A 22165-nucleotide genomic window follows, 5' to 3' on the forward strand; every position below is an offset into this window, starting at 1 on the left:
ATGAGCCCTGAAATGTTTGTCGACATCTTCCGAGATGCGCTATTTGTAGTACTGACTATGGTGGCGGCAATTATTCTGCCATCATTGGGCATTGGTTTGGTGGTGGCTATTTTCCAGGCCGCTACATCCATTAATGAACAGACCCTGAGTTTCCTGCCACGTCTGATCGTGACCTTGCTTACATTGATGTTTCTTGCCAACTGGTTGGTGCGGGTATTGATGGACTTCACCATCAATATGATTAAAGAGATCCCCATGGTCATCGGCTGATGGAATTTCCAATGAACATCATCATGGAATCAATGGCCGCATACATATGGCCATTGTTTCGCATCACTTCCATGTTGATGGTGATGGTTGCCTTCGGCACGCAAAATGTACCTACCCCCATCCGTTTGGGCCTATCGATAGCTATCACTATTGCCGTTGCTCCTGCGCTACCTGCGCCCCCGCCCATTGATATGTTCTCTATTCAGGGCGCTTTGGTCACCATGCATCAGGTGTTAATCGGTACGCTGACTGGCTTCATCTCGATATTGGTGCTGCACACCTTTGTTGTGGCGGGACAGGTTGTGGGTATGCAGACCAGTTTGGGTTTTGCGTCTTTGGTGGATCCTAACAATGGGCAGTCGGTTCCTGTTATCGGTCAGTTTTATCTGATGTTGGCTACGCTGCTGTTTTTTGCCATTGATGGCCACCTTCTGATGATCCGCATTATCGTTGAGAGTTTTCACACCATGCCAGTGGGGCCAGAAGGTATCTCGCTGCCAAAATTTGAAGCCGTGGCGCGCTGGGGAGGTTGGATGTTTGCCGGCGGATTAGCGTTGGGGCTCAGTGCTTTAGTTGCTTTGCTGCTGATTAACTTCTCCTTTGGTGTGATGACCAGAGCCGCGCCGCAGTTAAACATTTTCACTATCGGTTTCCCGGTGACCATGTTGTCAGGTTTGCTGATTATCTGGTTGACCCTCGGGAATTTCGTCAGTCATTTTGAAGCACAGTGGTATAGAGGCGTAGAGCTTATGTGCCAGGTGCTCAATGATGCTTGTTAGCTTAGGAGCGAAAGCAGATGGCTGAAGATAGCGATCAGGAACGTACAGAAGACCCCACACCCCGACGATTACAACAGGCGCGGGAGAAGGGGCAGGTTGCGCGTTCGAAAGAGCTGAACACCGCTGCCGTACTTCTGGCATCGGCGTTCGGCATGCTGATTTTTGGTCAGTCGTTGGCGGAAACCCTGGCCAAGGTAATGAAGCGCATGTTCACGTTGAATTATGATGAGGCACATGACGTTAATCAGATGATGAGCGCCTGGCCTGATGTGCTGGTTCAACTGATCTTCCCAATGGGCGGATTTATCGCGCTACTATTTGTTGCCACCTTCGCCGGCACTATTTTGATGGGCGGATTGACCTTCAGTGCTGAGGCGATGGCACCGAAGCTTAACAAGATGTCGCCCTTTAAAGGCTTCAAACGTATGTTTGGGGTTCAGGCTTTAGTTGAGCTACTTAAAGCCTTGGCCAAGTTTGTCTTTATCGCTCTGTTTGCCTATCTGCTGCTCTCATTCAAATTCGAAGAAATATTGCATATCAGCATTGAGGACTTCCCCGGCAACATTGCCCATGCCGTGCAGATGCTGTTGTTGATGTTCATTATCCTCTGTCTGTCGTTGCTGTTTATTGTGGCGATTGACGTGCCATTTCAGATCTGGAATCACACCAAGCAACTGCGGATGACCAAGCAGGAAGTGCGGGATGAGATGAAGGATGTGGAGGGTAAACCGGAAGTCAAAGGCCGTATTCGCCAGATGCAGCGTGAAATGGCACAGCGGCGGATGATGGCGGAAGTGCCCAAAGCTGATGTAGTGGTGACCAACCCCACCCATTATTCAGTGGCAATAAAATATGATGTAGATGGGCCCAGCGCCCCGCGTGTGATCGCCAAGGGTAATGATGAAGTGGCGATGAAAATAAGAGAAATTGCCCGTGAAAAAGAGGTGCCTATTATGGTTGCGCCTCCGCTTGCCCGCGCCATCTATTACACCACCAAACTGGATAAAGAGATCCCTGAGGGCCTGTTCCTTGCTGTGGCGCAGGTGCTGGCTTACGTCTATCAGATGGAACAGTTCAAGAAAGGTACTGGCAAACGCCCGACGCCACTGCCGAATGAGCTGCCGATCCCGGATGAACTGAAACACTAATCCCACCTCTGCTTTTTCTATGCATAGCTTGGCCTGACTATTGCAGTGACGACCCTATAGTCAATTTTGTGTCGCATTAGCTATGGATTTAAGAGCCACTCTCGGCAGTCTAGATTTTCAACGTGTTCGCCAAATCCAAGGGATTGGTGCTCCCATCATCGTACTGGCTACGCTGGCGATGGTGGTGCTGCCAATGCCCCCGCTATTGTTGGACATGCTGTTCTCATTCAATATCGCGCTGGCGCTGGTCGTATTGCTGGTGACGGTATATACCCTGCGCCCACTTGAATTCGCCGCTTTTCCTACCGTGTTGCTGGTTGCAACGTTATTGCGTTTGGCACTGAACGTTGCCTCTACACGTGTGGTATTGCTGCGAGGCCACGAAGGCCCAGATGCGGCCGGTAGCGTGATTGAAGCTTTTGGCTCGGTAGTGATCGGCGGTAACTATGCCGTTGGTTTGGTGGTGTTTGCCATTCTGGTAATTATCAACTTTGTGGTTGTCACAAAGGGTGCCGGGCGTATCTCGGAAGTTAGCGCACGTTTTACCTTGGACGCGATGCCGGGCAAACAGATGGCCATTGACGCTGATCTGAATGCCGGTCTTATCAGTCAAGACCAGGCGCGAACCCGTCGCGATGATATCGCCAGGGAAGCCGACTTCTACGGCTCTATGGATGGTGCCAGTAAGTTTGTAAAAGGGGATGCTGTCGCTGGCATCCTGATCTTGTTCATTAACGTCATCGGTGGCTTCATCATTGGTATGGTGCAGCACGATCTGGGCTTTGGTGAAGCGTTACAGATTTATACCCTGCTCACCATTGGTGATGGCCTGGTTGCTCAGATCCCGGGCCTGCTATTGTCTATCGGCGCGGCGATTATGGTTACTCGCCAAAGTGCATCAGCCGACATGGGCCAACAGGTTATCTCTCAGATGTTTGATAACCCGAAGGCGCTCATTATCTCTGCTGCTGTTCTGTTCTTGATGGGGATCGTCCCAGGTATGCCGCATTTTGCATTTCTTGCCTTAGCTGCAGCGGCTGGTGGTGTTGCTTATGCTATGCATCGTAAGCGTATTGCTGCGGAGAAGGCTGCTGCTGAAGCCGCTGCCAATGCACCGACGCCAGAACAGCAAGCTGCCGCAGCGCCACCGAAGGAGCTTGGCTGGGATGATGTGCGTCCAGTCGATGTGATTGGGCTGGAAGTAGGCTACCGCTTGATCCCGCTGGTGGATAAAGGGCAGGGCGGTGAACTGCTGAACCGGATTAAAGGCGTGCGCCGTAAGCTCAGTCAAGAGTTGGGTTTCTTAGTACCCGCAGTGCACATTCGCGACAACCTGGACCTACCACCTAATACCTATCGTGTATCACTCATGGGGGTTTCAGTGGGCGAGGCGGAAATCCGTCACGACTGTGAACTGGCTATTAACCCTGGGCAGGTGTTTGGCCGTGTCGATGGTGTTGATACCACTGACCCCGCCTTTGGACTGGAAGCGACCTGGATCAGCCCTGATCAGCGTGAACACGCACAAACGCTGGGTTATACCGTCGTTGATGCCGCAACCGTGGTAGCCACTCACTTGTCTCAAGTGCTGACTAACAATGCCAGCAGCCTACTGGGCCACGAAGAGGTTCAGAACCTGCTAGATATTCTGTCGAAGAACAATCCAAAACTGGTTGAAGGCTTGGTGCCTGAAATGCTGCCTTTGGGGCACATTGCCAAAGTGCTCCAGAATCTTCTCAATGAAGGTGTACCGATCAGAGATATGCGAAGTATTGCTCAGACTCTCAAGGAATATGCGCTTAAGAGTCAAGATCCTGACGTGCTTACAGCAGCATGCCGAATCTCTCTTCGCCGCATGATCTGTCAGGAAATCAATGGGATAGACGAAGAAATGCCAGTTATCACATTGGCGCCAGAGTTGGAACAGATGTTGCACCAGTCTATGCAAGCCGCCGGAAATGAGGGCGCAGGTATTGAACCTGGACTCGCCGAGCGGATGCAAGCAGCACTGACTGAGTCAGCGCAACAGCAAGAGCTAGCAGGCCAGCCTGCGATATTGCTGACATCGGGAATACTGAGAGCCACATTGGCCAAGTTTGTGAAAAACACCATTCCTAGCTTGCGGGTACTGTCGTACCAGGAGATACCGGACGACAAGCAGATAAAAATTATCTCGTCTATCGGGCAGTAATAGAAGCCCTGCAACGGAGAGAAGGACATGAAGATTAAGCGTTTTTTTGCCAAAGATATGCGTACAGCACTGAATGAAGTAAAAGCCACCCTGGGTGCTGATGCTGTCATCATGTCCAATAAAAAAGTCACTGGTGGCGTCGAGATCGTGGCGGCGATTGACCAGGATACAGGTGCCAAGAAACCGGCACCGGCAAAACGCCCTGCAGCAGAAGAAGCGGTACCGTCATTTGACAGCCTGCGTAACAAGCTCAGCCAGGTGGCGCGTCAACAACCACCTAAGCCAATCGCTGAAGCAAAGATTCACCGAACTATGCCAGATAACGCATCACAAGACGAAGACCAGATCGCTGATTCGCTACAGGCATTGCTTGCTCGTCAAAACAAACCTGACACCCATTCAGCTGCCAAGCCTGCTAAGGCTCCTCGTCCAATTGGTGCCTCAGCTAAGCGTCCATTGCAGCCCCAAAACACCCCCTCTCATGCGGGTGAATCTCAGTGGGGGGGCCTGAAGCAACCTTCTCATAGCCGTGGGCAGAATAGTGAGATGGAACAACTCAAGGCTGAGATGACTCAGATGCGCAAACTACTGGAGCATCAGTTATCAGGATTGATGTGGCAGGAAGTAGAGCGTCGCGAGCCGATGCGTGCCATGCTGGTTTCTCAGCTTAAAAAGATGGGATTTGCAGACGATCTGGCGGATCAGGTTGCATGTTACATTCCAGACGAAATGGAAGCGCACGAAGCGTGGCCAAAAGTTCAGAACCTGATAGCCGACCAATTGATCACCAACAACGACGCGATTATGCGCGAGGGTGGTGTGGTTGCGCTACTTGGGCCTACTGGCGTAGGCAAAACCACGACCATTGCAAAGATCGCAGCACGCTATGCGATGCAATATGGCGTTGACCAGGTTGCCTTGGTGACCACGGATACCTATCGAATTGGTGCTCATGAGCAGTTGGCAACCTATGGCAAGATCCTCGGCTGCCCGGTAAAAGTGGCTAAAGATGCCGAAGAATTGGCGCAGACACTACATCAGCTTCGCAATCGTTCGTTAGTACTGATTGATACCGCAGGCATGGGCCAGCGAGATACGCGTCTGACTGAACAGCTGCAAACGCTAATGGATGGCAGCGAACATGAAATCAAAAACTATTTGGTGCTTTCCGCTACATCTCAGCGTCAGGTTCTTCAGGAAGCGGTATCTCATTTCCGTCGCATCCCGCTTGCTGGTTGCATTTTCACCAAACTTGATGAATGTTTGAGTTTGGGCGAAATTCTGAGTGTCACAATTCAAAACGCCTTACCTATCGGGTATCTTACTGACGGACAACGAGTCCCCGAAGATATTCAGGTCGCAGATCCACGCTATCTTGTGACGAGGGCGACAGAGCTGATGGAAAGTACCAGCCAAGAGGAAGGTTACCTCTGGACAACTGATACATTCAGTGAGATCAATTCAGAATTATATGACTAACATGTTTTCCGACCAGGCGAGTGGTTTAAGAAAAATGAATCGCGCTCAGATGGTAAAAGTAATCGCTGTCACCGGAGGTAAAGGTGGCGTAGGTAAAACCAACGTATCTATTAATACGGCTGTAGCGATGGCCGAGCAGGGAAAACGTGTACTTGTTTTAGACGCTGACCTTGGGTTAGCGAACGTAGACGTAATGTTAGGTCTACGTGTTGAACATAACTTGTCTCACGTTTTGTCTGGTGAAGTTGAGCTGGAAGATATCCTGCTCGAAGGCCCTAAGGGCATCAAGATTGTGCCCGCTTCGTCAGGCACCCAGTCTATGGTTGAGCTGTCTCAAACTGAGCACGCAGGATTGATTCGTGCGTTCAGTGAATTGAGAACCCAGTTCGACGTTCTTCTTGTTGATACCGCGGCAGGTATTTCAGAAATGGTGCTGAGCTTTGCTCGTGCCGCGCAAGATGTGATGGTTGTCGTGTGTGACGAACCAACCTCTATCACTGACGCATACGCATTAATTAAATTATTGAGCCGTGAGCATGGTGTTTTTCGCTTTAAGATCGTGGCAAACATGGTGCGCTCTCTGCGAGAAGGGCAAGAATTATTTGCTAAGCTTACCCGGGTAACCGACCGATTCTTAGATGTGGCGCTGGAGCTGGTTGCTACCGTGCCTTTTGATGAAAATGTAAGAAAGGCGGTTCGTAAGCAGCAGGTTGTTGCAGATGCGTTTCCTAAATCTGCAGCGTCCATTGCGTTCAGAACTTTAGCGGCCAAGGCTGTTAATTGGCCAATACCGTCTCAGCCAACTGGTCACCTGGAGTTCTTTATCGAACAACTGCTGCAGAACCCTGAAACAATCGAAGAATAGTTGCGTGAATAAAGCGGCTGCCTATATAGCAGAACAACGTCAGACCATCGTTGAACAGCACGCTGGATTGGTCAAGCGAATTGCGCATCACCTGAAAGGGCGGTTGCCCGCCAGTGTTCAACTGGATGACCTCATTCAATCCGGCATGATCGGCCTGCTGGAAGCAAGCAAGAATTATGATGGTTCAAAAGGCGCGAGCTTCGAAACCTTTGCTGGTATTCGAATCCGAGGCGCCATGCTGGACGAAATCAGGAAGGGCGATTGGGCACCAAGATCTGTCCATCGCAACAGCCGAAAAGTCGCAGAAGCGATCGCAGATCTCGAACAGCAACTTGGACGTGATGCAACGGACACAGAAATCGCGCAAAAACTTGATATCACGGTACAGGACTACCATCATATCCTTAATGAAGTAAGTACTGGAAAGATCATAGGCTTAGAAGACCTCGGCGTTTCCGAGGATGTGATAAGCGGAGATCAAGATTCGGCACGGAGCCTACCTTTTGAAGGCATAGAATCTGAGCGCTTCCAAGCAGCCTTAGTGACCGCCATCAAAAGCTTGCCAGAGCGGGAAGCGCTGGTGTTATCGCTCTACTATGATGAAGAGCTAAATCTGCGAGAGATCGGGGAAGTGCTGGGTGTGAGCGAGTCTCGCGTCAGCCAGATCCATTCGCAGTCGATGCATCGGCTTAAAGCCAGATTGAACAATTGGACTAACTGACCCTGAGGGTCAATAACGTACCACGGTAAAGCTCACTGGAGGGCGTCTTGGATACAAGCATGAAGATTCTCATTGTTGATGATTTTTCGACGATGAGACGTATCATCAAGAATTTGTTGCGGGATCTTGGCTTCAACAATACTCATGAAGCTGATGATGGCAGTACCGCACTGCCTATGTTGCAAGGTGGTGACTTTGATTTTGTTGTTACCGATTGGAACATGCCAGGAATGCAGGGGATCGATCTGTTGCGCGCTATTCGTGCGGATGACAAACTGAAAAGTTTGCCTGTACTGATGGTGACAGCAGAAGCGAAGAAAGAGCAGATTGTTGCAGCCGCCCAGGCTGGCGTAAATGGTTACATTGTTAAGCCATTCACCGCCGCGACCCTGAAAGAGAAGCTCGACAAAGTCTTTGAGCGTCTCGGTTAAGAGACTGACGAGGGGAGCTTCATGGCTGATTCAAATCTGCCAAGCCTTACGCTTGAGCAGGCTCGTGCACTGGTATCGCATCTAGAAAGCGGCGAAGAAGACAAAGCACAGCAGTTGCTGGCCTCTTCTCACCCGGCTTTTTCCAGTGACTTATTTTCTGAAGTCGGTAAGTTGACACGTCAACTTCACGACGCATTGCAAGATTTTCAATTAGATCCTCGTTTAGGAACACTCGCAACCGAAGACATGCCTGACGCACAGCAGCGTCTGAACTATGTACTTGAAAAGACGGAAGATGCAGCAAATCGCACCATGGATGCGGTTGACGCAAGTCTGCCTATTGCGGACCGTCTAAATAGCGAGCTGGGCACCCTGATGCCAGCCTGGAAATCATTGATGGAGCGACAGATTGAACTGGGTCAGTTCAAAGAGTTGTGCCATAGCCTTAATGATTTCCTGACTTCTGCCGAAAAGGATTCAGAGGTGCTAAGAGAAAGGTTAACTGAAGTGCTAATGGCCCAGGATTTTCAGGACCTTACAGGACAAGTTATTCGTCGGGTTATCGAATTGGTTAGAGAGGTGGAAGACAATCTCATCCATCTGTTGACGGTATTCGGAGCACCTGAGAAGGCCGATGATAGCCAAGAAAAAACCGCCATCACTGCCGAAGGACCTATCGTTGATGCGGAACAAAGAGAGGACGTAGTCTCCAACCAGGATGACGTAGACGACCTCCTATCAAGTCTCGGATTTTAAGGGGAAAGGCGCCCATGGGGTTTGAAGTTGATGAGGACATCCTCCAGGACTTCCTGGTAGAAGCCGCAGAAATTCTTGAACAGCTGCAAGAGCAGTTGGTTGATTTGGAAAACAACCCAGAAGATGCTGATCTGTTGAACGCCATCTTCCGTGGTTTCCACACCGTAAAAGGTGGAGCCGGTTTCCTTTCATTGGCGGAACTTGTTGATGCTTGTCACGGTGCTGAAAACGTTTTTGACGTTTTGCGCCAGGGTAAGCGCCAGGTAACGCCAGAGCTGATGGATGTGATCCTGCAGGCGTTGGACAGTGTCAATGAGATGTTTGCCCAGGTTCAAGCCCGTGAGGAGTTAACCCCAGCAGACCCCGAGTTACTTGAAGAGCTTCATCGCCTCAGCGAGCCGGAAGGTGAAGAGTCGGCAGCTGAACCTGAGCCTGCAGTTGAAGAAACTGTCGACCCCGAAGTTGTGGAGGCTGAGCAGCACCGCGCAGAAGGCAGCATAGACGAGATCTCAGAGGATGAGTTCGAAGCGCTGTTGGATGAGCTGCACGGTCCAGGTGGTGGCCCAACGACTGATAGTGCTGCTCCTGCCGCATCAGATGATGGGGATATCACCGACGACGAATTCGAGGCTCTGCTCGATCAACTGCATGGCAAGGGCCAACATGGTGGTGCGCCTGCAGCGCCCGCTGCTCCGGCTAAATCTGCTGAGCAACCCGCAGCAGCTGCAGGCAGTGACGAAGAAATTTCAGACGATGAATTTGAAGCGCTGTTAGACCAATTGCATGGCCAGGGCAAAGGCCCTGCAGCAGGCGCTCAGGCAAAAGCCGCTGCGCCGGCAGCCCCAGCCGCCAAACCTGCTGCGCCTAAACCAGAGCCAGCAAAAGCAGAAACGCCCAAACCAAAAGCAGCGCCAGCAGCCAAGCCTGCGGCGAAGGAAAAACCGAAAGCGCCAGCTAAAGCAGCGGCAAAAGCACCAGCTAAACCGTCTGCACCACAGGCGGAAACCACCGTACGTGTTGATACAGCCCGACTTGACCAGATCATGAATATGGTGGGTGAGCTGGTATTGGTACGTAACCGATTGGTTAGCCTCGTGGGAGCGAGCCGTGACGATGAGGAATTGTCCAAAGCGGTTGCGAATCTGGATGTGGTCACCGCTGACCTCCAGGGCGGCGTCATGAAGACGCGAATGCAGCCGATCAAGAAAGTGTTCGGTCGCTTCCCTCGCGTCGTTCGTGATTTGGCTCGTAGCCTTAAGAAAGAGATCAGCTTGGTTCTTGAGGGTGAAGAAACCGACCTGGACAAAAACCTGGTTGAAGCTCTGGCAGATCCCTTGGTGCATTTGGTTCGAAACTCCGTAGACCACGGTATCGAAATGCCAGATGTACGTGAGGCCGCGGGCAAGCCTCGCTGCGGTACAGTTAAACTGACCGCGTCTCAGGAAGGTGATCATATCCTGCTTACCATCGAAGATGATGGTGCAGGTATGGATCCAGAGAAACTGAAGCAGATTGCTATATCTCGAGGTGTGCTAGATGAGGACAGCGCTGCGCGCATGTCTGACAACGAAGCATACAACCTGATTTTTGCGCCTGGATTTTCAACCAAGGTAGAGATTTCTGATATTTCTGGTCGTGGTGTGGGTATGGATGTGGTGAAAACCAAGATCACCCAACTCAACGGCTCTGTTCATATCGACTCCATGCGCGGAAAAGGTACAACCCTTGAGATTAAAGTCCCGTTGACGCTGGCGATCTTGCCTACCTTGATGGTCGTCATTGGCAAACAGACATTTGCTCTGCCTTTGGCGGCGGTAAATGAGATCTTCCACCTGGATTTGACCAAGACCAATGTGGTCGATGGTCAGCTAACCATCATCGTTCGAAGTAAAGCGATACCGCTATTTTATTTGGATGAATGGTTGCTGGTGGGTGGTGAGCCAAATCAGCAACGTTCAGGTAATGGCCACGTGGTCATCGTACAGCAGGGCACACAGCAGATCGGCTTCGTTGTCGACTCTCTGATTGGCCAGGAAGAGGTCGTAATCAAGCCACTGGGTGCCATGCTTCACGGTACACCAGGTATGGCAGGTGCAACCATCACGAGTGATGGTGGTATCGCCCTCATTCTTGACGTTCCCAGCATGCTTAAGCATTACGCCAGAAGATAAGTTTGATGCGCCGTGGCATTCCTAAATAACGGCGCAAACAGTGAGTGAGTATTAATGGCCATTAAAGTACTGGTTGTCGACGACTCCAGTTTTTTCCGTCGCAGAGTGAGTGAAATTCTCGAGAAAGATCGGGGATTGCAGGTTGTCGGTAGTGCGAATAATGGCAAGGAAGCGATTGCTCAGGTCAAAAAGCTAAAGCCTGACGTGATTACCATGGATATTGAAATGCCTGTGATGGATGGTATTTCAGCGGTGAAAGCCATTATGGCTGAAGATCCCACACCTATTCTGATGTTTTCATCATTAACGCAGGAAGGGGCAAAAGCCACCTTAGATGCGCTTGATGCGGGCGCAATGGACTTCTTACCGAAGAAGTTTGAGGATATCGCTAAAGACAGGGATGAAGCGGCGCATTTGCTGCAATCTCGAGTTACCGCATTAGGTAGAAGAAGAGCGGTTCGTCGCGCAGCGCCAGCTGCCGCACCGACTCGACCAACAGCGACTCGTCCTTTAGCCAACCGCCTCAGTTCAGCATCTGCTACAGCTGCTAAGCCGACCGAATCGAAGAGAACCGCGCCGATCCGGAAAAGTGGCAAGCGCTATAAGCTGGTTGCTATCGGAACCTCCACCGGAGGACCTGTCGCACTGCAAACCATCCTAACCAAGATCCCTGCGAATTTTCCGCATCCGATTGTTTTAATTCAGCATATGCCAGCCACCTTCACGGGTGCTTTTGCCCAGCGCCTGAACTCGCTTTGCAAGATTAAGGTCTCTGAGGCAAAAGACGGCGACATGCTGCGTCCGGGGCATGCCTATCTGGCACCCGGTGGTAAGCAAATGCTGGTGGATGGTCGCGATTCAGCTGCCAGGGTTCGAATTATCGATGGCGGTGATAAGGTCAATTATAAGCCTTGTGTAGACGTCACCTTTGCTGCTTGTGCCAAGGTATTTGGTGGTGATGTCCTTGCCGCCGTGCTCACTGGTATGGGCGCAGATGGTCGTGATGGCGCCCGTTTGCTCAAACAGAAGGGCGCGAAGATTTGGGCACAGGATGAGAAAAGTTGTGTTGTCTATGGTATGCCGCAGGCTGTTGCTGCTGCCGGTTTGTCTGAAGCGTCATATCCTCTGGATGAATTTGCTGAACGAATAACTGTGGAAGCAGGGCATGGATAAACTGACCCTAATCGGGTTTGTTATAGCTTTATTTGCCATTGTTGGTGGCCTGGTGATGGAGGGTGGAAGTGCGCTCTCCCTTCTTCATGGCCCAGCGTTTCTAATCGTCGTTGGCGGTACGCTTGGCGCTGTGATGGTGCAAACCCCATGGAGGCAGTTTGCCCACGCATTTATCATGCTCCGTTGGATGCTGTTCCCACCTGCAGAACAACATAAAAAGCTGGTGACAGAATTGCTCGATTGGGCTGATGTTGCCCGCCAAAAAGGCTTTCTTGCCTTGGAAGAGGCCCTCGATAAAGAAAAAGATCCCTTTACCCGTAAAGCGCTCATTATGTTGATTGACGGTGAAGAGCCTGAAGTTATCCGTGATGCGATGGATACCGAGATCATTCTATATCGCGAGCATATGCTTCGCTCTGCCAAAGTGTTCGAGTCTATGGGCGGCTACAGTCCAACCATAGGCATCATTGGTGCAGTGCTGGGGTTGATCCAGGCGATGACCTTCCTCTCTGATCCCAATGAGCTGGGTAAAGGTATCGCGACCGCCTTCGTGGCAACTATTTATGGCGTGGGGTTTGCCAATATTCTGTTCTTGCCTGCTGCCAACAAGTTGCGTGCTCTCATCCATACCCAGGTGTTAAGTAAAGAGCTTGTGGTCGAAGGTGTTCTGGCCTTGGCTCAGGGTGAGAATCCACACCGTATCGAACACCGCCTGCTTGCATTTGTGCCTCGTTAGTCATGTACCGTTATCGTCGACGTCATCTGACCGAAGACCACGAAAACCTGGATCGCTGGTTAGTTTCTTATGCTGACTATATGACACTGATGTTTGCGTTTTTCGTTGTCCTTTACGCGATGGCGATGATAAACAATGAAAAATTCGAGCAGTTGTCCCATACGCTGGGTGAGGTTTTCAGTCAGCAGAAAGATCCTGGAAAGGGCGCGACAGGTGAGGGCGTCCTTACCGAAGTGAAAGATTCGGAGATCCCGCTGCATGGCGAGAGTTTGCTTGAGTCAAAAGGCGCTAAACCGGTTGACTCTGATACCCAGTTGACCAGCCTGGATAAGGAGCTGACAGGCACCCCTTTAAGTGAGCTAAAAGAACAACTGGATGAAGCTCTGTTACCCGTGGTGGAGAGTGGATTGGCTGATGTTGAGTTGATAGGGGATTGGTTAGTTATCGAACTCAAAAGTGGCCTGTTGTTTCCCAGTGGCTCTGCAGCATTGGGCCCTAACGCAGAGCCTATTCTATCGTCTGTTTCTGATACCTTGGCAAAGTCCCAGAATTATCTGCGGGTGAGAGGCTATACCGATGATATTCCGATCCGAAACGAACAGTTTTCCTCAAACTGGGAGCTGTCTGTTGCCAGAGCAACATCGGTATTAAGACTGATGGAAAGGCAGATACAGCCCGAGAGACTGGCGATTGAGGCTTATGGTCCCTACCAGCCTAAAGTCAGCAATGATACGGCTGATGGACGAGCGACTAATAGGCGAGTCGTTATCGCCGTGTCACAGTATGCGTGGGCGCCGGAAGTATTTATTGCTAATGAAAGTCGTGAACTCGCCGATGAAACTCCTGCGGAAGTAGATGAACCAGCGCAAGCCGATGCTACAGTTGATGAAGGTAAGAGTAAGATCAGGTTTGTGAGGTTACCTAATGGCGCGTTACGCATTACCACTCGAGAAGATTAAGGCACTAAGCCGGGAGCTGTTCGATTGAAAACCTGGACCATTGCCAATCAAAAGGGGGGCGTGGGTAAAACCACAACCGCCATTACGCTCGCCGGGATCCTTTCTGAGCGTGGCCATAATGTGTTGCTGATTGACACAGACCCTCATGCGTCACTGACCTATTACTTGGGTGTTGATGCTGAGTCCCTTGATATTACGACTTACGATCTGTTCTTGGCGGGTCGCGCTGTTAAACGTGATATGGTTGAGCAGGCGCGCCTGCACACGCCATTTGAAGGCATAGACCTGCTACCAGCGACGATGGCATTGGCAACACTGGATAGAAAGTTCGGACAGCAGGAGGGGATGGGGCTTGTCCTACGCAGGGCGTTGTCATTGGTAAAAGACCAATATGATTATGCCTTGATTGACTGTCCTCCGGTGCTTGGCGTGTTAATGGTCAATGCACTCGCTGCCTGTGACAGGATCCTTATTCCTGTGCAAACCGAATTCCTGGCGCTGAAAGGGCTGGAGCGCATGGTCCGAACCATGGAAATCATGCAGCGGAGCTGTGATAACACTTTCCGTTCAACCATTGTTCCTACTATGTATGACAAGCGCACTCGAGCTTCTCTGCAGGCCCTTGAGCATTTGAAACACAAGTATCCAGATGCTGTCTGGAACGGCGCCATTCCTACAGATACCAAGTTCAGAGATTCAAGTTTGCATCACCGTCCTCCAAGCATTCATACACCGCACAGTCGTGGCGTGGTTGCCTACAAAACGCTGCTTAGCTACTTACAGCAAGTAACAAGCGACACTCAGGATGAGGCATGAAAGATTATCTGAGTGCCACAGAGCGAACCATGGCGGAGTACTTTACCGCCATGCTGAGAGAAGAGTTTGATGTCGATGAATCAGCAGAAAATTCTGCTGAACTTAAATCGCCGAAGCCTGAACAGGCGCAACCTGAACAACAAAGTGTACAGGTTCAACTGACACCTGAAACACCAGAAGCAGCCAAGCATGCTGTTGATAACGCAAGTGCCTGGGATGAAAAGGTTGAAGATGGCAGTGATGCCGACATTGTTCCGAGTCAATTGACGGCAGCGCCGAGATTAACAGAGCTGCCCGAAGCTGAAACAGGGCAACTGGTCCGTCAGGCCCAGCCAGTAGAAGAGCTGCTTAAACAGGTCTCACAGCACGCTACGACGCCAACGATCCCTGCAGTTCCCGAAAAAGCTCCGGTGGCTGAGGAGATCAACGATTGGGATCCGGAACTGCTGGCACGTGAAAATGCAGAGGGCGAAGTTGAGCCTTATCAGCCCACTGAATTTGCAGAACCGGAGCCATCCTCTCCAACTATCGGCGTCAACCCAGAGCTCGATGGCTTAAAGAGTCTTTTGGCAGAGTCAGGACTTGAGCAACTGGCCGAAACCATTATCCCGCCAGAAACGCCAGCCAAACCCATTGAAGACAACGAGTTTCAAACGCTGTTTTTCGAAGTTGCAGGATTAACCCTGGCGGTACCCCTGAAGCAATTGGGTGGGATTTTACCTATCGAACGTGTTCATAAGCTGATTGGAAAGCCAGATTGGTTTAAAGGTGTGATGAACGCACGTGGCGAAAAGCAAAATGTAGTAGATACTGCGATGTGGGTCATGCCAGAGAAATACAATGAAGAATTGGCAGAGCACCTAAACTATCAATATCTTATAATGCTAGATAGTTCACCTTGGGGGCTTGCCGTTGAAAACATGGTGACGGCAGAACCGCTATCCCAGGACGGTATTAAGTGGCGCACAGAGCGCAGTAAGCGCCCATGGCTCGCAGGAATGGCTGTAGACCGTATGTGCGCGCTACTGGATGTAGAACAACTGATTTCTTTACTAGATAAAGGACTTGAAAGCTGAGGCTTTCAGTCGATATCGCATTAACCAAAGCGTAGGAGCTTAGGAGCAAAACTCATGGCTGAAGAGCGTAATACCCAGATTGATGATGAAGTGCTGCAGTGGGTCACATTCAAACTTGAGAGTGAAACCTACGGCATCAACGTGATGCAGGTGCAGGAGGTATTACGATATACCGAAATCGCTCCCGTTCCCGGCGCTCCAGACTATGTTCTAGGTATCATTAACTTGCGCGGTAATGTCGTGACGGTAATCGACACCCGCTCCCGTTTTGGCCTGCCACCGGCAGAGCTTACTGACAATAGTCGTATCGTTATCATCGAAGCGGAGAAGCTGGTTATCGGCATCTTGGTCGACAGTGTTGCAGAGGTGGTTTATCTGCGTGCGTCAGAAATCGATACCGCGCCAAATGTAGGCACGGAAGAGAGCGCCAAGTTTATTCAGGGCGTCTCGAATCGCGATGGCGAACTGCTAATTCTGGTTGATCTGAACAAGCTTCTCAGCGATGAAGAGTGGGAAGATCTGAACAACTTCTAAGTTCGGGCAGGATTTCAATAGGATGAGTTTGGCGGAGCTGGCGCTTGTATTAGCGGTTTTGCTGCCAGTAATGGTTGCGGTTGCCGGGTGGTGGTTTAGTCACTCGGTAAACCAGCGTTTGGCCATGCTGGAGATGGAGCGGGACCAGGCTGAATTGCAGTTAAATGAGATGCGACAGGAGTTGCAGGAGATCAGAGCGGGCGCACTCGGTGTGGTCAAGCGGGTCAAACTGCTTGAGCAGGAGCTGGTAGAGACTGCAGAAAAGCAGGAGGCGATGGCACTGAATGAGCCGGAAAATCGTCTATACAACCGCGCAATGAAGATGGTATCGCTCGGCGCAGACCTCGAAGAGGTGATGACCGAATGCGAACTGCCAAGGGCGGAAGCTGAACTCCTATTTACCTTACATAAAAACAAAACGCCGGGATAAATCCGGCGTTTTTTCTACCTTTAGAATTCGAACCTTTGAGTTTTTAAGCCTTAGCCCCCACCCCACCCGATGCGGTACGCCAAAATTCTGGGGTTTTTCCCTGTAACAGGTAGGTAAAAGCAATCAATTCGGCGATCACTGCAAACAGCTCTTTTGGGATCTGCTCACCCAGCTCTATGTGCTGAAGAAACTTTGCCAGCGCTGGGTCGTGATGGATATGAACGCCATGTGCTTCTGCTTCTGCGATGATCTCCTCGGCTAATACACCATAGCCCTTGGCCACCACTTCAGGCGCCTGTTTACCATCGAAACCTAATGCAATAGCTTCCAATAACTGTTCTATCTCTTCATTCTGTTCGGGCCTGTTACTCATAGCTAAACCTTTACCTCTACCAATTGGTTAGCTTGTGGCATCAGTGTTGCCGGCACTCTGCCTTGTCGGCTGGCTAACTCGGTTTGGAATCCCATGTTCTGCAGCCTGTCGTCCAGTTGTGTCAAATGGTTGTCGACCAAGCGCTTTAAGTTTCCTTTGCTGGCGGTGAATTTGATTTTTAGCTGCTGCTCAGCCAACCTGGCTTGTGCCAGCAGCTCACCATAGCTGCCAACGTCCAGTTTCAATGTTAGTTGCCAGCTTTTAACTTTTTCAGCATCTGGTTTGTCTTTTGATTCATCCTTGAATCGGTCAATGCGACCCTCTACCTGTTTGAACAATTGGCCTTCGGCTATGGGTAGGCTGAAGTAACTGGTACCCGTTTGTGTATCACTGCTCTGAGCTTGTTGAAACTGCGTGGTTTGAGCGATTTGGCCAATGCTTTTCTGTGCAGCCTGCCAGGACGCAGAACCATATGACTGGTTGATGGTAGCAGCATCCGCTTTGGCTTTTCCTGATAGCGGGGTTTTGCCACTTTGGTTGGCGATACGCTGGCCAATTTTTCCAGAAAACAGAAGACTTAGGATCATGCCCAGCGTATCGGATGCCTGTGGAGAAACCGCTTGGCCTTGAACAGCAGCTATTGAGTTGGCGAGTACAAGCGGGTTAAAAGGCTGAAATGACAACTGTTGTTTGATCCACTGCTGGATCTGCTCAGGTTTCAGTGAATCAGACTTAGGTATCTGTGACAGCAATCCCGCCAATTTTTCTGTCACAGCGGCGGGTAAGGCCTGACTGGCATTGGAAGCCTGATTAGGTTTGGCGCCCTGAGCAGCGCTTGGCATCACTGCGTTCGTATTGGGCGATAATAGTTTTGCTAACTGTTGAAGGGACGACTCAAGTGGCTGACTGCCTTTGGCCAGCAACGGCAGCAAGTGCTGAAGAAGAGGCAGGTTAACTGGCGCAGGTTTTCCTTGGTTCGCTGTTTGCTCAATGCCAGGTAGTGTTATCGCTTGGTTGAAAGATATCTTGCCCGTGTTATCCGATATCAATAGTGGCTGATTAATGTTGGTCAGCTCTTGCCGAGCACCTAATGGAAGCAATGCCGCCAATGCCTTACCTAGCACCGACTGTGGTGAAATGGTGGGCAATGAAGCCACACTGCTGCTTGAGTTCATCGGCGATTGGGGTTGCACATTGGCGGGCGGCGCAGATGTATTTTGGATGGGTTGAAGGGCCGGCAGTTTGACTTGAAAACCATCCACTATCCGCTGGAATACAAGCTGGCTGGGCATTGCTTGTTTCCCTTTTTGCATCGCGAGTGCCGCGAGCTGATTTTGTAATGCTTTAGGTAATACAGAAGTTTTGTTATTTGGCAGAGAGACGACCATCTCGCCTTGAGTGTTCCTGCTCAGAGGCAAACTAATTTGTTGCATTGCTGGTTGTGAGTTAAGCAATGACGCAGCGTCGGTTTTGGCCAAATTGATGTTGGTAAGCTGAATAGTCGGCTGCTGCCAGCGCAGTGTCACTGCAAGCTGTTTGAGTGCTTCACCCAGCGTGGCTGCTGGCTTGGGATGAGACTGGACGATATCAACATTCGGCTGTTGATTTTGCGGCAGTCCCGGCATAGGAGCAGGCAGCGCGTCAATCACACTGCCAGGCAGGTTGATTGGTCCTGCCGGGGAACTTAGCTGCCACTGACCAGAATTAGCATTTAGGTTCAGGGACTGAACCAGTGTTTGTAGCTGAGCAGGCGATAGTGTGACTTGGTTTTGCAGCAGCTCAGCTCTGCTGTAACTGCCATTGCTCTGTGTCGATAACAGATTGACTAGCGTGGTGACCTGTTGCTGGGTTAATGACAACTGAGCTGTCAGTTGGGCTGATTGAGCGGGCAGGGTCAGTGTCAGCTGGTTGGCGGCCCCTTCAACTTTTAAAGTTACTGTGACCGGAAGTGAGCTTCTTGGCTGAGATAAGGCTTGCTCAATAAGTGGTTTCAATTGTGGTGGTAATGAGGTGTTAGCAGGCAACGTTATTGTCGATGATTGGCGGCCACTTTGGCTGGCGTCGGCGGCCTGGCCAGCGTTTGCACTGTGGCCCGTACTCTGGTTTGCACTCTGACTTTCGCTGCGCGCTGGAGACAGCTGTAAACGACCAGCCTCAAGCTTCAGCTCGCCTTGGAGCCGGTAACTACCTGACTGCGGCTCGGCAAGGCGACCTATCGCGGCTGTAGAATCACTGCTTACACTTTTGGTCGCAGTCGTTGCTGAGCTTTGCTGTGAAGGAATAATCTCATTACTCATAGCGCTAGCCTAGTGTGAGTCAGCGTCCTCGGCAATCTCATTGAATAATTACTGTGATAACCGGAGGATTGCCAGTGGCTGAGCCTGTGTTAACATCGGGTAACTTTTCCTTTTAATCGCGAGTAACCCCTTCGAATGCTGGAAGCACGAGACCTCTGTTGTATTCGAGATGACCGACTGCTTTTCCAGTCCCTGAACCTCACTATTGCTCCCGGCGAATTACTGCAGGTTGAAGGCCCCAATGGCGCCGGTAAAACAAGTTTGCTGCGTATTCTGGCCTGTCTGGCAACGCCACAGGCGGGGCAACTGCTGTTTGAGGGCTCATTGGTTTCTGACGATCGCGAAGGCTATTTGGCAAATATGCTTTATCTCGGCCACAAGCCAGGAATCAAACAAGAGCTGACGCCGCTGGAAAACCTGGAATTTTACCAACGCGTTTCGCCAGTCACCGATCAGTTATCGGCGTGGGAACTACTCACTTTAGTTGGCCTGGCTGGTTATGAAGATATGCCAGCTGGGAAATTAAGTGCCGGCCAACAGCGAAGAACTGCACTGGCGCGTTTGTGGCAAAGCAGCGCCAAGCTATGGATTTTGGATGAGCCTTTTACTTCTCTTGATAAACAAGGGGTGGCAGGACTTCAAAAGCGATTTGCTGAGCATCTGGCGACTGGTGGCGCGATTATCATGACTACTCATCAGGAGTTGCAGATGGAAGCGGAGAATGTGCGTCGCCTGCGTTTGGGGCAAACCCTTGCCAGTGCCGAGCCTGTTGAAGCCGTTGAGGTGGTTGCCTGATGTTTGCTACCTACCGATATTTGATAGGTCGGGAGTTAACGATAGCCTTGCGACGCAAGGCCGATATCGTAAACCCTCTGCTGTTTTACCTCATTGTTGTCACGTTGTTTCCGCTGGGCATAGGGCCCGAGCCCAATCTTTTGCTGCGTATGGCGCCCGGGATAGTGTGGGTAGCGGCGCTGCTTTCCTCTATGTTAGCGCTCGAGCGTTTGTTTAGAGACGATTTTCTTGATGGCACTCTGGAGCAGATGTTGCTATTGCCGGTACCTGCCAGCATAGTAGTGCTGGCGAAAGTGACTGCCCACTGGCTGCTAACCGGCCTGCCGATTGTATTGTTCTCTCCATTACTTGCCGTGCTGCTTGGACTGGATATCAACACATTTAAAGCGGTGCTTTGGACGTTGCTTATCGGCACTCCAGCTCTGAGTTTGCTGGGAGCTATTGGTGTAGCGCTTACGGTAGGTATTGGTCGAGGCGGGGTATTGGTCAGTCTGCTGATCCTGCCTTTGTACATTCCTGTACTCATCTTTGCGACATCTGCCATTGATGCCGCGGGTTTGAATATGCCATACAATGGGCAGTTGGCTATTCTGGCCGCCTTTTTTGTTGGCGCACTGGTATTGGCTCCTATTGCCACTGCCGCTGCGCTCAAAGTAAGTAATAGCTAACTAATAAAAGTAAGTAATAGCTAACGATAACTAGAAACATGTTTTGGGGTTAACTATGTGGAAGTGGCTACATCCCTACGCGAAAGCTGAGAATGCGTATCGGTTAGCGGGGCGGATGCTGCCCTGGTTTGCGATTCCAGGCACTTTGCTTTTATTGCTGGGTACAGTTTGGGGTTTAGGCTTTACGCCGACTGACTGTAAGCAGGGCGATGGGTTCCGAATTATCTATATTCACGTTCCTGCTGCTTTTATGTCGATGGGGACCTATGCCGCCATGGCCATTGCTGCGCTGATTGGCATGGTATGGCAGATCCGTCAGGCTGATTATGCGGTTGCGGCTTTTGCGCCTGTCGGCGCTGCTTTTACTGTTATCGCGTTGGCTACCGGTGCCATCTGGGGTAAACCCATGTGGGGTGCTTGGTGGGTATGGGATGCACGGTTAACTTCTGAACTTATTCTGTTGTTTCTTTATCTGGGCGTGATTGCGCTCTACAACGCTTTTCCAGATCGCACGCTCGCCGGGCGTGCGGCAGGCATTCTGGCCTTGGTTGGTGTCGTGAACCTGCCCATCATCCACTATTCAGTTGAGTGGTGGAATACGCTGCACCAAGGTGCCACCATCAGTAAGTTTGAAAAACCTTCCATGGCGACCAGTATGTTGTGGCCACTGCTTATCAATATTCTGGCGGTATCTTTGGTGATGGGGGCTATTGGTTTAGCCAGCTTCCGTAATGAAATTCTGCGCCGTGAATCCCACCGTCCATGGGTTGCGAATGCTCTTGGCCTTGACGTTGATAAATCTGGTAAGGAGGGGCAAGCATGAAGCCAGTGATTGGAGAGTGCCTGCCCACCGGCATTCACGATGTTTATATCGCTGCCTCATTTGGCGTTTCTGCGGCAGTATTGATTGGTTTAGTCGCTTGGGTGGTCTGGTCCAAACGAACACTCAAAAAAGAGATTGCATCTCGTCAGGCAAGAGATAAGCGCCGTGGCCAGGCGCAAACAATGGAGCGAGCACTATGAACCCTAGACGTAAAAAGAGACTACTCGCGGCACTTGCGATACTGGGTGGCTCTGGTGCCATTATCGGCCTGATGACTTATGCACTTACCCAAAATATTGATCTCTTTTATACCCCCAGCGAGTTGGTGAACGGTAAAGGCCACAGCTTAGAAAAGCCCGTGGTCGGTCAGCGCTTGCGCATCGGTGGCATGGTGGTGCCGGGTTCGGTTAAGCGTGATCCCCAATCCCTGAAGGTAAGTTTTGATGTGATTGATAAGGGGCCCATTGCCACTGTGGTTTATGAAGGCATTTTGCCGGACCTGTTCCGCGAAGGGCAGGGTATCGTTGCTCAGGGCGTGCTGATTAACGCAACAACAGTAGAAGCAAGCGAAGTACTGGCTAAACACGACGAAGAGTATATGCCGCCAGAAGTCGCTGAAGCGTTGAAAGATATGGACCACATGAAGTCCGATTACGGCAAGACGGAGAGCTAGG

24 protein-coding genes are annotated in these 22165 nt (G+C 50.9%); 22 read left to right on the top strand and 2 right to left on the bottom strand.

The window, feature by feature from the left end:
• The 17 genes from fliQ to ABEA14_RS02390 all read left to right on the top strand — a co-directional run bounded on the left by fliQ (nt 1) and on the right by ABEA14_RS02390 (nt 16535).
• On the top strand, nt 1–270 hold the full coding sequence (gene fliQ, locus ABEA14_RS02310; protein ID WP_345338200.1) for a flagellar biosynthesis protein FliQ: 270 nt from the start codon (nt 1–3) through the stop codon (nt 268–270).
• Complete coding sequence (gene fliR / locus ABEA14_RS02315) at nt 270–1049, top strand: flagellar biosynthetic protein FliR (protein WP_377776167.1); 780 nt, start codon at nt 270–272, stop codon at nt 1047–1049. The genes fliQ and fliR overlap by 1 nt, the downstream gene beginning before the upstream one ends.
• A gap of 17 nt (nt 1050–1066) precedes the next feature.
• Nucleotides 1067–2197, top strand: a complete 1131-nt coding sequence (gene flhB / locus ABEA14_RS02320; RefSeq protein ID WP_345338202.1) for a flagellar biosynthesis protein FlhB — start codon at nt 1067–1069, stop codon at nt 2195–2197.
• 82 nt (nt 2198–2279) lie between these two features.
• The gene (flhA, locus tag ABEA14_RS02325) at nt 2280–4388 is read left to right on the top strand and encodes a flagellar biosynthesis protein FlhA (protein ID WP_345338203.1); all 2109 of its coding nucleotides are present in this window, start codon (nt 2280–2282) and stop codon (nt 4386–4388) included.
• 27 nt (nt 4389–4415) lie between these two features.
• Nucleotides 4416–5867, top strand: a complete 1452-nt coding sequence (flhF, locus tag ABEA14_RS02330; protein ID WP_345338204.1) for a flagellar biosynthesis GTPase FlhF — start codon at nt 4416–4418, stop codon at nt 5865–5867.
• Nucleotides 5860–6732 carry a MinD/ParA family protein gene (locus ABEA14_RS02335; protein WP_377776166.1) on the top strand — a complete coding sequence of 291 codons (873 nt, stop codon included), beginning with the start codon at nt 5860–5862 and terminating at the stop codon, nt 6730–6732. Before flhF ends, ABEA14_RS02335 begins: the two co-directional genes overlap by 8 nt.
• A gap of 4 nt (nt 6733–6736) precedes the next feature.
• Nucleotides 6737–7453 carry an RNA polymerase sigma factor FliA gene (locus ABEA14_RS02340; RefSeq protein ID WP_345338205.1) on the top strand — a complete coding sequence of 239 codons (717 nt, stop codon included), beginning with the start codon at nt 6737–6739 and terminating at the stop codon, nt 7451–7453.
• A 47-nt stretch (nt 7454–7500) separates the two neighbouring features.
• Complete coding sequence (gene cheY / locus ABEA14_RS02345; RefSeq protein WP_345338206.1) at nt 7501–7884, top strand: chemotaxis response regulator CheY; 384 nt, start codon at nt 7501–7503, stop codon at nt 7882–7884.
• A 21-nt stretch (nt 7885–7905) separates the two neighbouring features.
• Nucleotides 7906–8640, top strand: coding sequence for a protein phosphatase CheZ (locus tag ABEA14_RS02350; protein ID WP_345338207.1), 735 nt, complete (start codon nt 7906–7908; stop codon nt 8638–8640).
• A gap of 14 nt (nt 8641–8654) precedes the next feature.
• Nucleotides 8655–10811 carry a chemotaxis protein CheA gene (locus ABEA14_RS02355; RefSeq protein WP_345338208.1) on the top strand — a complete coding sequence of 719 codons (2157 nt, stop codon included), beginning with the start codon at nt 8655–8657 and terminating at the stop codon, nt 10809–10811.
• Between the two features lie 54 nt (nt 10812–10865).
• Nucleotides 10866–11984: a protein-glutamate methylesterase/protein-glutamine glutaminase gene (locus ABEA14_RS02360; RefSeq protein ID WP_345338209.1), complete on the top strand. Its 1119-nt coding sequence runs from the start codon at nt 10866–10868 to the stop codon at nt 11982–11984.
• Nucleotides 11977–12720 carry a flagellar motor protein gene (locus ABEA14_RS02365; protein WP_345338211.1) on the top strand — a complete coding sequence of 248 codons (744 nt, stop codon included), beginning with the start codon at nt 11977–11979 and terminating at the stop codon, nt 12718–12720. The genes ABEA14_RS02360 and ABEA14_RS02365 overlap by 8 nt, the downstream gene beginning before the upstream one ends.
• Nucleotides 12721–12722: 2 nt before the next feature.
• Complete coding sequence (locus ABEA14_RS02370; RefSeq protein WP_345338213.1) at nt 12723–13679, top strand: flagellar motor protein MotB; 957 nt, start codon at nt 12723–12725, stop codon at nt 13677–13679.
• Nucleotides 13680–13703: 24 nt separating this feature from the next.
• Nucleotides 13704–14495 carry a ParA family protein gene (locus tag ABEA14_RS02375; protein ID WP_345338215.1) on the top strand — a complete coding sequence of 264 codons (792 nt, stop codon included), beginning with the start codon at nt 13704–13706 and terminating at the stop codon, nt 14493–14495.
• Nucleotides 14492–15571, top strand: coding sequence for a chemotaxis protein CheW (locus tag ABEA14_RS19315; RefSeq protein ID WP_377776165.1), 1080 nt, complete (start codon nt 14492–14494; stop codon nt 15569–15571). Before ABEA14_RS02375 ends, ABEA14_RS19315 begins: the two co-directional genes overlap by 4 nt.
• A 54-nt stretch (nt 15572–15625) precedes the next feature.
• Nucleotides 15626–16105: a chemotaxis protein CheW gene (locus ABEA14_RS02385; RefSeq protein ID WP_345338217.1), complete on the top strand. Its 480-nt coding sequence runs from the start codon at nt 15626–15628 to the stop codon at nt 16103–16105.
• A gap of 22 nt (nt 16106–16127) precedes the next feature.
• The gene (locus ABEA14_RS02390) at nt 16128–16535 is read left to right on the top strand and encodes a DUF2802 domain-containing protein (RefSeq protein ID WP_345338219.1); all 408 of its coding nucleotides are present in this window, start codon (nt 16128–16130) and stop codon (nt 16533–16535) included.
• Nucleotides 16536–16578: 43 nt separating this feature from the next.
• On the opposite strand, the gene ABEA14_RS02395 is transcribed toward ABEA14_RS02390, so the two are convergent.
• Together ABEA14_RS02395 and fliK are read right to left on the bottom strand one after the other, a co-directional pair.
• Nucleotides 16579–16908: an EscU/YscU/HrcU family type III secretion system export apparatus switch protein gene (locus ABEA14_RS02395; protein ID WP_345338221.1), complete on the bottom strand. Its 330-nt coding sequence runs from the start codon at nt 16906–16908 to the stop codon at nt 16579–16581.
• A gap of 2 nt (nt 16909–16910) precedes the next feature.
• Complete coding sequence (fliK, locus tag ABEA14_RS02400) at nt 16911–19205, bottom strand: flagellar hook-length control protein FliK (RefSeq protein WP_345338222.1); 2295 nt, start codon at nt 19203–19205, stop codon at nt 16911–16913.
• Between the two features lie 135 nt (nt 19206–19340).
• On the opposite strand from fliK, the gene ccmA reads away from it, so the two are divergent.
• The 5 genes from ccmA to ccmE are packed head-to-tail and all read left to right on the top strand — an operon-like array spanning nt 19341 to nt 22164.
• Nucleotides 19341–20000, top strand: a complete 660-nt coding sequence (gene ccmA, locus ABEA14_RS02405; protein ID WP_345338223.1) for a cytochrome c biogenesis heme-transporting ATPase CcmA — start codon at nt 19341–19343, stop codon at nt 19998–20000.
• Nucleotides 20000–20668 carry a heme exporter protein CcmB gene (ccmB, locus tag ABEA14_RS02410; protein ID WP_345338224.1) on the top strand — a complete coding sequence of 223 codons (669 nt, stop codon included), beginning with the start codon at nt 20000–20002 and terminating at the stop codon, nt 20666–20668. The genes ccmA and ccmB overlap by 1 nt, the downstream gene beginning before the upstream one ends.
• A 55-nt stretch (nt 20669–20723) precedes the next feature.
• Nucleotides 20724–21491 carry a heme ABC transporter permease gene (locus ABEA14_RS02415; protein WP_345338225.1) on the top strand — a complete coding sequence of 256 codons (768 nt, stop codon included), beginning with the start codon at nt 20724–20726 and terminating at the stop codon, nt 21489–21491.
• On the top strand, nt 21488–21691 hold the full coding sequence (gene ccmD, locus ABEA14_RS02420) for a heme exporter protein CcmD (protein WP_345338226.1): 204 nt from the start codon (nt 21488–21490) through the stop codon (nt 21689–21691). The genes ABEA14_RS02415 and ccmD overlap by 4 nt, the downstream gene beginning before the upstream one ends.
• Nucleotides 21688–22164 (top strand): cytochrome c maturation protein CcmE, encoded by a 477-nt coding sequence (ccmE, locus tag ABEA14_RS02425; RefSeq protein ID WP_345338227.1) that lies wholly within the window; start codon nt 21688–21690, stop codon nt 22162–22164. Before ccmD ends, ccmE begins: the two co-directional genes overlap by 4 nt.
• The last annotated feature ends 1 nt before the right edge of the window (nt 22165 follow it).

The organism is Corallincola platygyrae (assembly GCF_039544265.1).
Lineage (GTDB): Bacteria > Pseudomonadota > Gammaproteobacteria > Enterobacterales > Neiellaceae > Corallincola > Corallincola platygyrae.

What these genes read in the sequence shown, in the direction of transcription:
- ABEA14_RS02355 (WP_345338208.1), top strand. Translation starts at nt 8,655, where the DNA reads ATGGGGTTTGAAGTTGATGAGGACATCCTCCAGGACTTCCTGGTAGAA.
- ABEA14_RS02395 (WP_345338221.1), bottom strand. Translation starts at nt 16,908, where the DNA reads ATGAGTAACAGGCCCGAACAGAATGAAGAGATAGAACAGTTATTGGAA.
- ABEA14_RS02335 (WP_377776166.1), top strand. Translation starts at nt 5,860, where the DNA reads ATGACTAACATGTTTTCCGACCAGGCGAGTGGTTTAAGAAAAATGAAT.
- flhA (WP_345338203.1), top strand. Translation starts at nt 2,280, where the DNA reads ATGGATTTAAGAGCCACTCTCGGCAGTCTAGATTTTCAACGTGTTCGC.
- ABEA14_RS02415 (WP_345338225.1), top strand. Translation starts at nt 20,724, where the DNA reads ATGTGGAAGTGGCTACATCCCTACGCGAAAGCTGAGAATGCGTATCGG.
- fliQ (WP_345338200.1), top strand. Translation starts at nt 1, where the DNA reads ATGAGCCCTGAAATGTTTGTCGACATCTTCCGAGATGCGCTATTTGTA.
- fliR (WP_377776167.1), top strand. Translation starts at nt 270, where the DNA reads ATGGAATTTCCAATGAACATCATCATGGAATCAATGGCCGCATACATA.
- flhB (WP_345338202.1), top strand. Translation starts at nt 1,067, where the DNA reads ATGGCTGAAGATAGCGATCAGGAACGTACAGAAGACCCCACACCCCGA.
- ccmE (WP_345338227.1), top strand. Translation starts at nt 21,688, where the DNA reads ATGAACCCTAGACGTAAAAAGAGACTACTCGCGGCACTTGCGATACTG.
- ABEA14_RS02390 (WP_345338219.1), top strand. Translation starts at nt 16,128, where the DNA reads ATGAGTTTGGCGGAGCTGGCGCTTGTATTAGCGGTTTTGCTGCCAGTA.
- ABEA14_RS02360 (WP_345338209.1), top strand. Translation starts at nt 10,866, where the DNA reads ATGGCCATTAAAGTACTGGTTGTCGACGACTCCAGTTTTTTCCGTCGC.
- ABEA14_RS02350 (WP_345338207.1), top strand. Translation starts at nt 7,906, where the DNA reads ATGGCTGATTCAAATCTGCCAAGCCTTACGCTTGAGCAGGCTCGTGCA.
- ccmD (WP_345338226.1), top strand. Translation starts at nt 21,488, where the DNA reads ATGAAGCCAGTGATTGGAGAGTGCCTGCCCACCGGCATTCACGATGTT.
- ABEA14_RS02370 (WP_345338213.1), top strand. Translation starts at nt 12,723, where the DNA reads ATGTACCGTTATCGTCGACGTCATCTGACCGAAGACCACGAAAACCTG.
- ccmB (WP_345338224.1), top strand. Translation starts at nt 20,000, where the DNA reads ATGTTTGCTACCTACCGATATTTGATAGGTCGGGAGTTAACGATAGCC.
- flhF (WP_345338204.1), top strand. Translation starts at nt 4,416, where the DNA reads ATGAAGATTAAGCGTTTTTTTGCCAAAGATATGCGTACAGCACTGAAT.
- ABEA14_RS02385 (WP_345338217.1), top strand. Translation starts at nt 15,626, where the DNA reads ATGGCTGAAGAGCGTAATACCCAGATTGATGATGAAGTGCTGCAGTGG.
- ABEA14_RS02365 (WP_345338211.1), top strand. Translation starts at nt 11,977, where the DNA reads ATGGATAAACTGACCCTAATCGGGTTTGTTATAGCTTTATTTGCCATT.
- ccmA (WP_345338223.1), top strand. Translation starts at nt 19,341, where the DNA reads ATGCTGGAAGCACGAGACCTCTGTTGTATTCGAGATGACCGACTGCTT.
- ABEA14_RS19315 (WP_377776165.1), top strand. Translation starts at nt 14,492, where the DNA reads ATGAAAGATTATCTGAGTGCCACAGAGCGAACCATGGCGGAGTACTTT.
- fliK (WP_345338222.1), bottom strand. Translation starts at nt 19,205, where the DNA reads ATGAGTAATGAGATTATTCCTTCACAGCAAAGCTCAGCAACGACTGCG.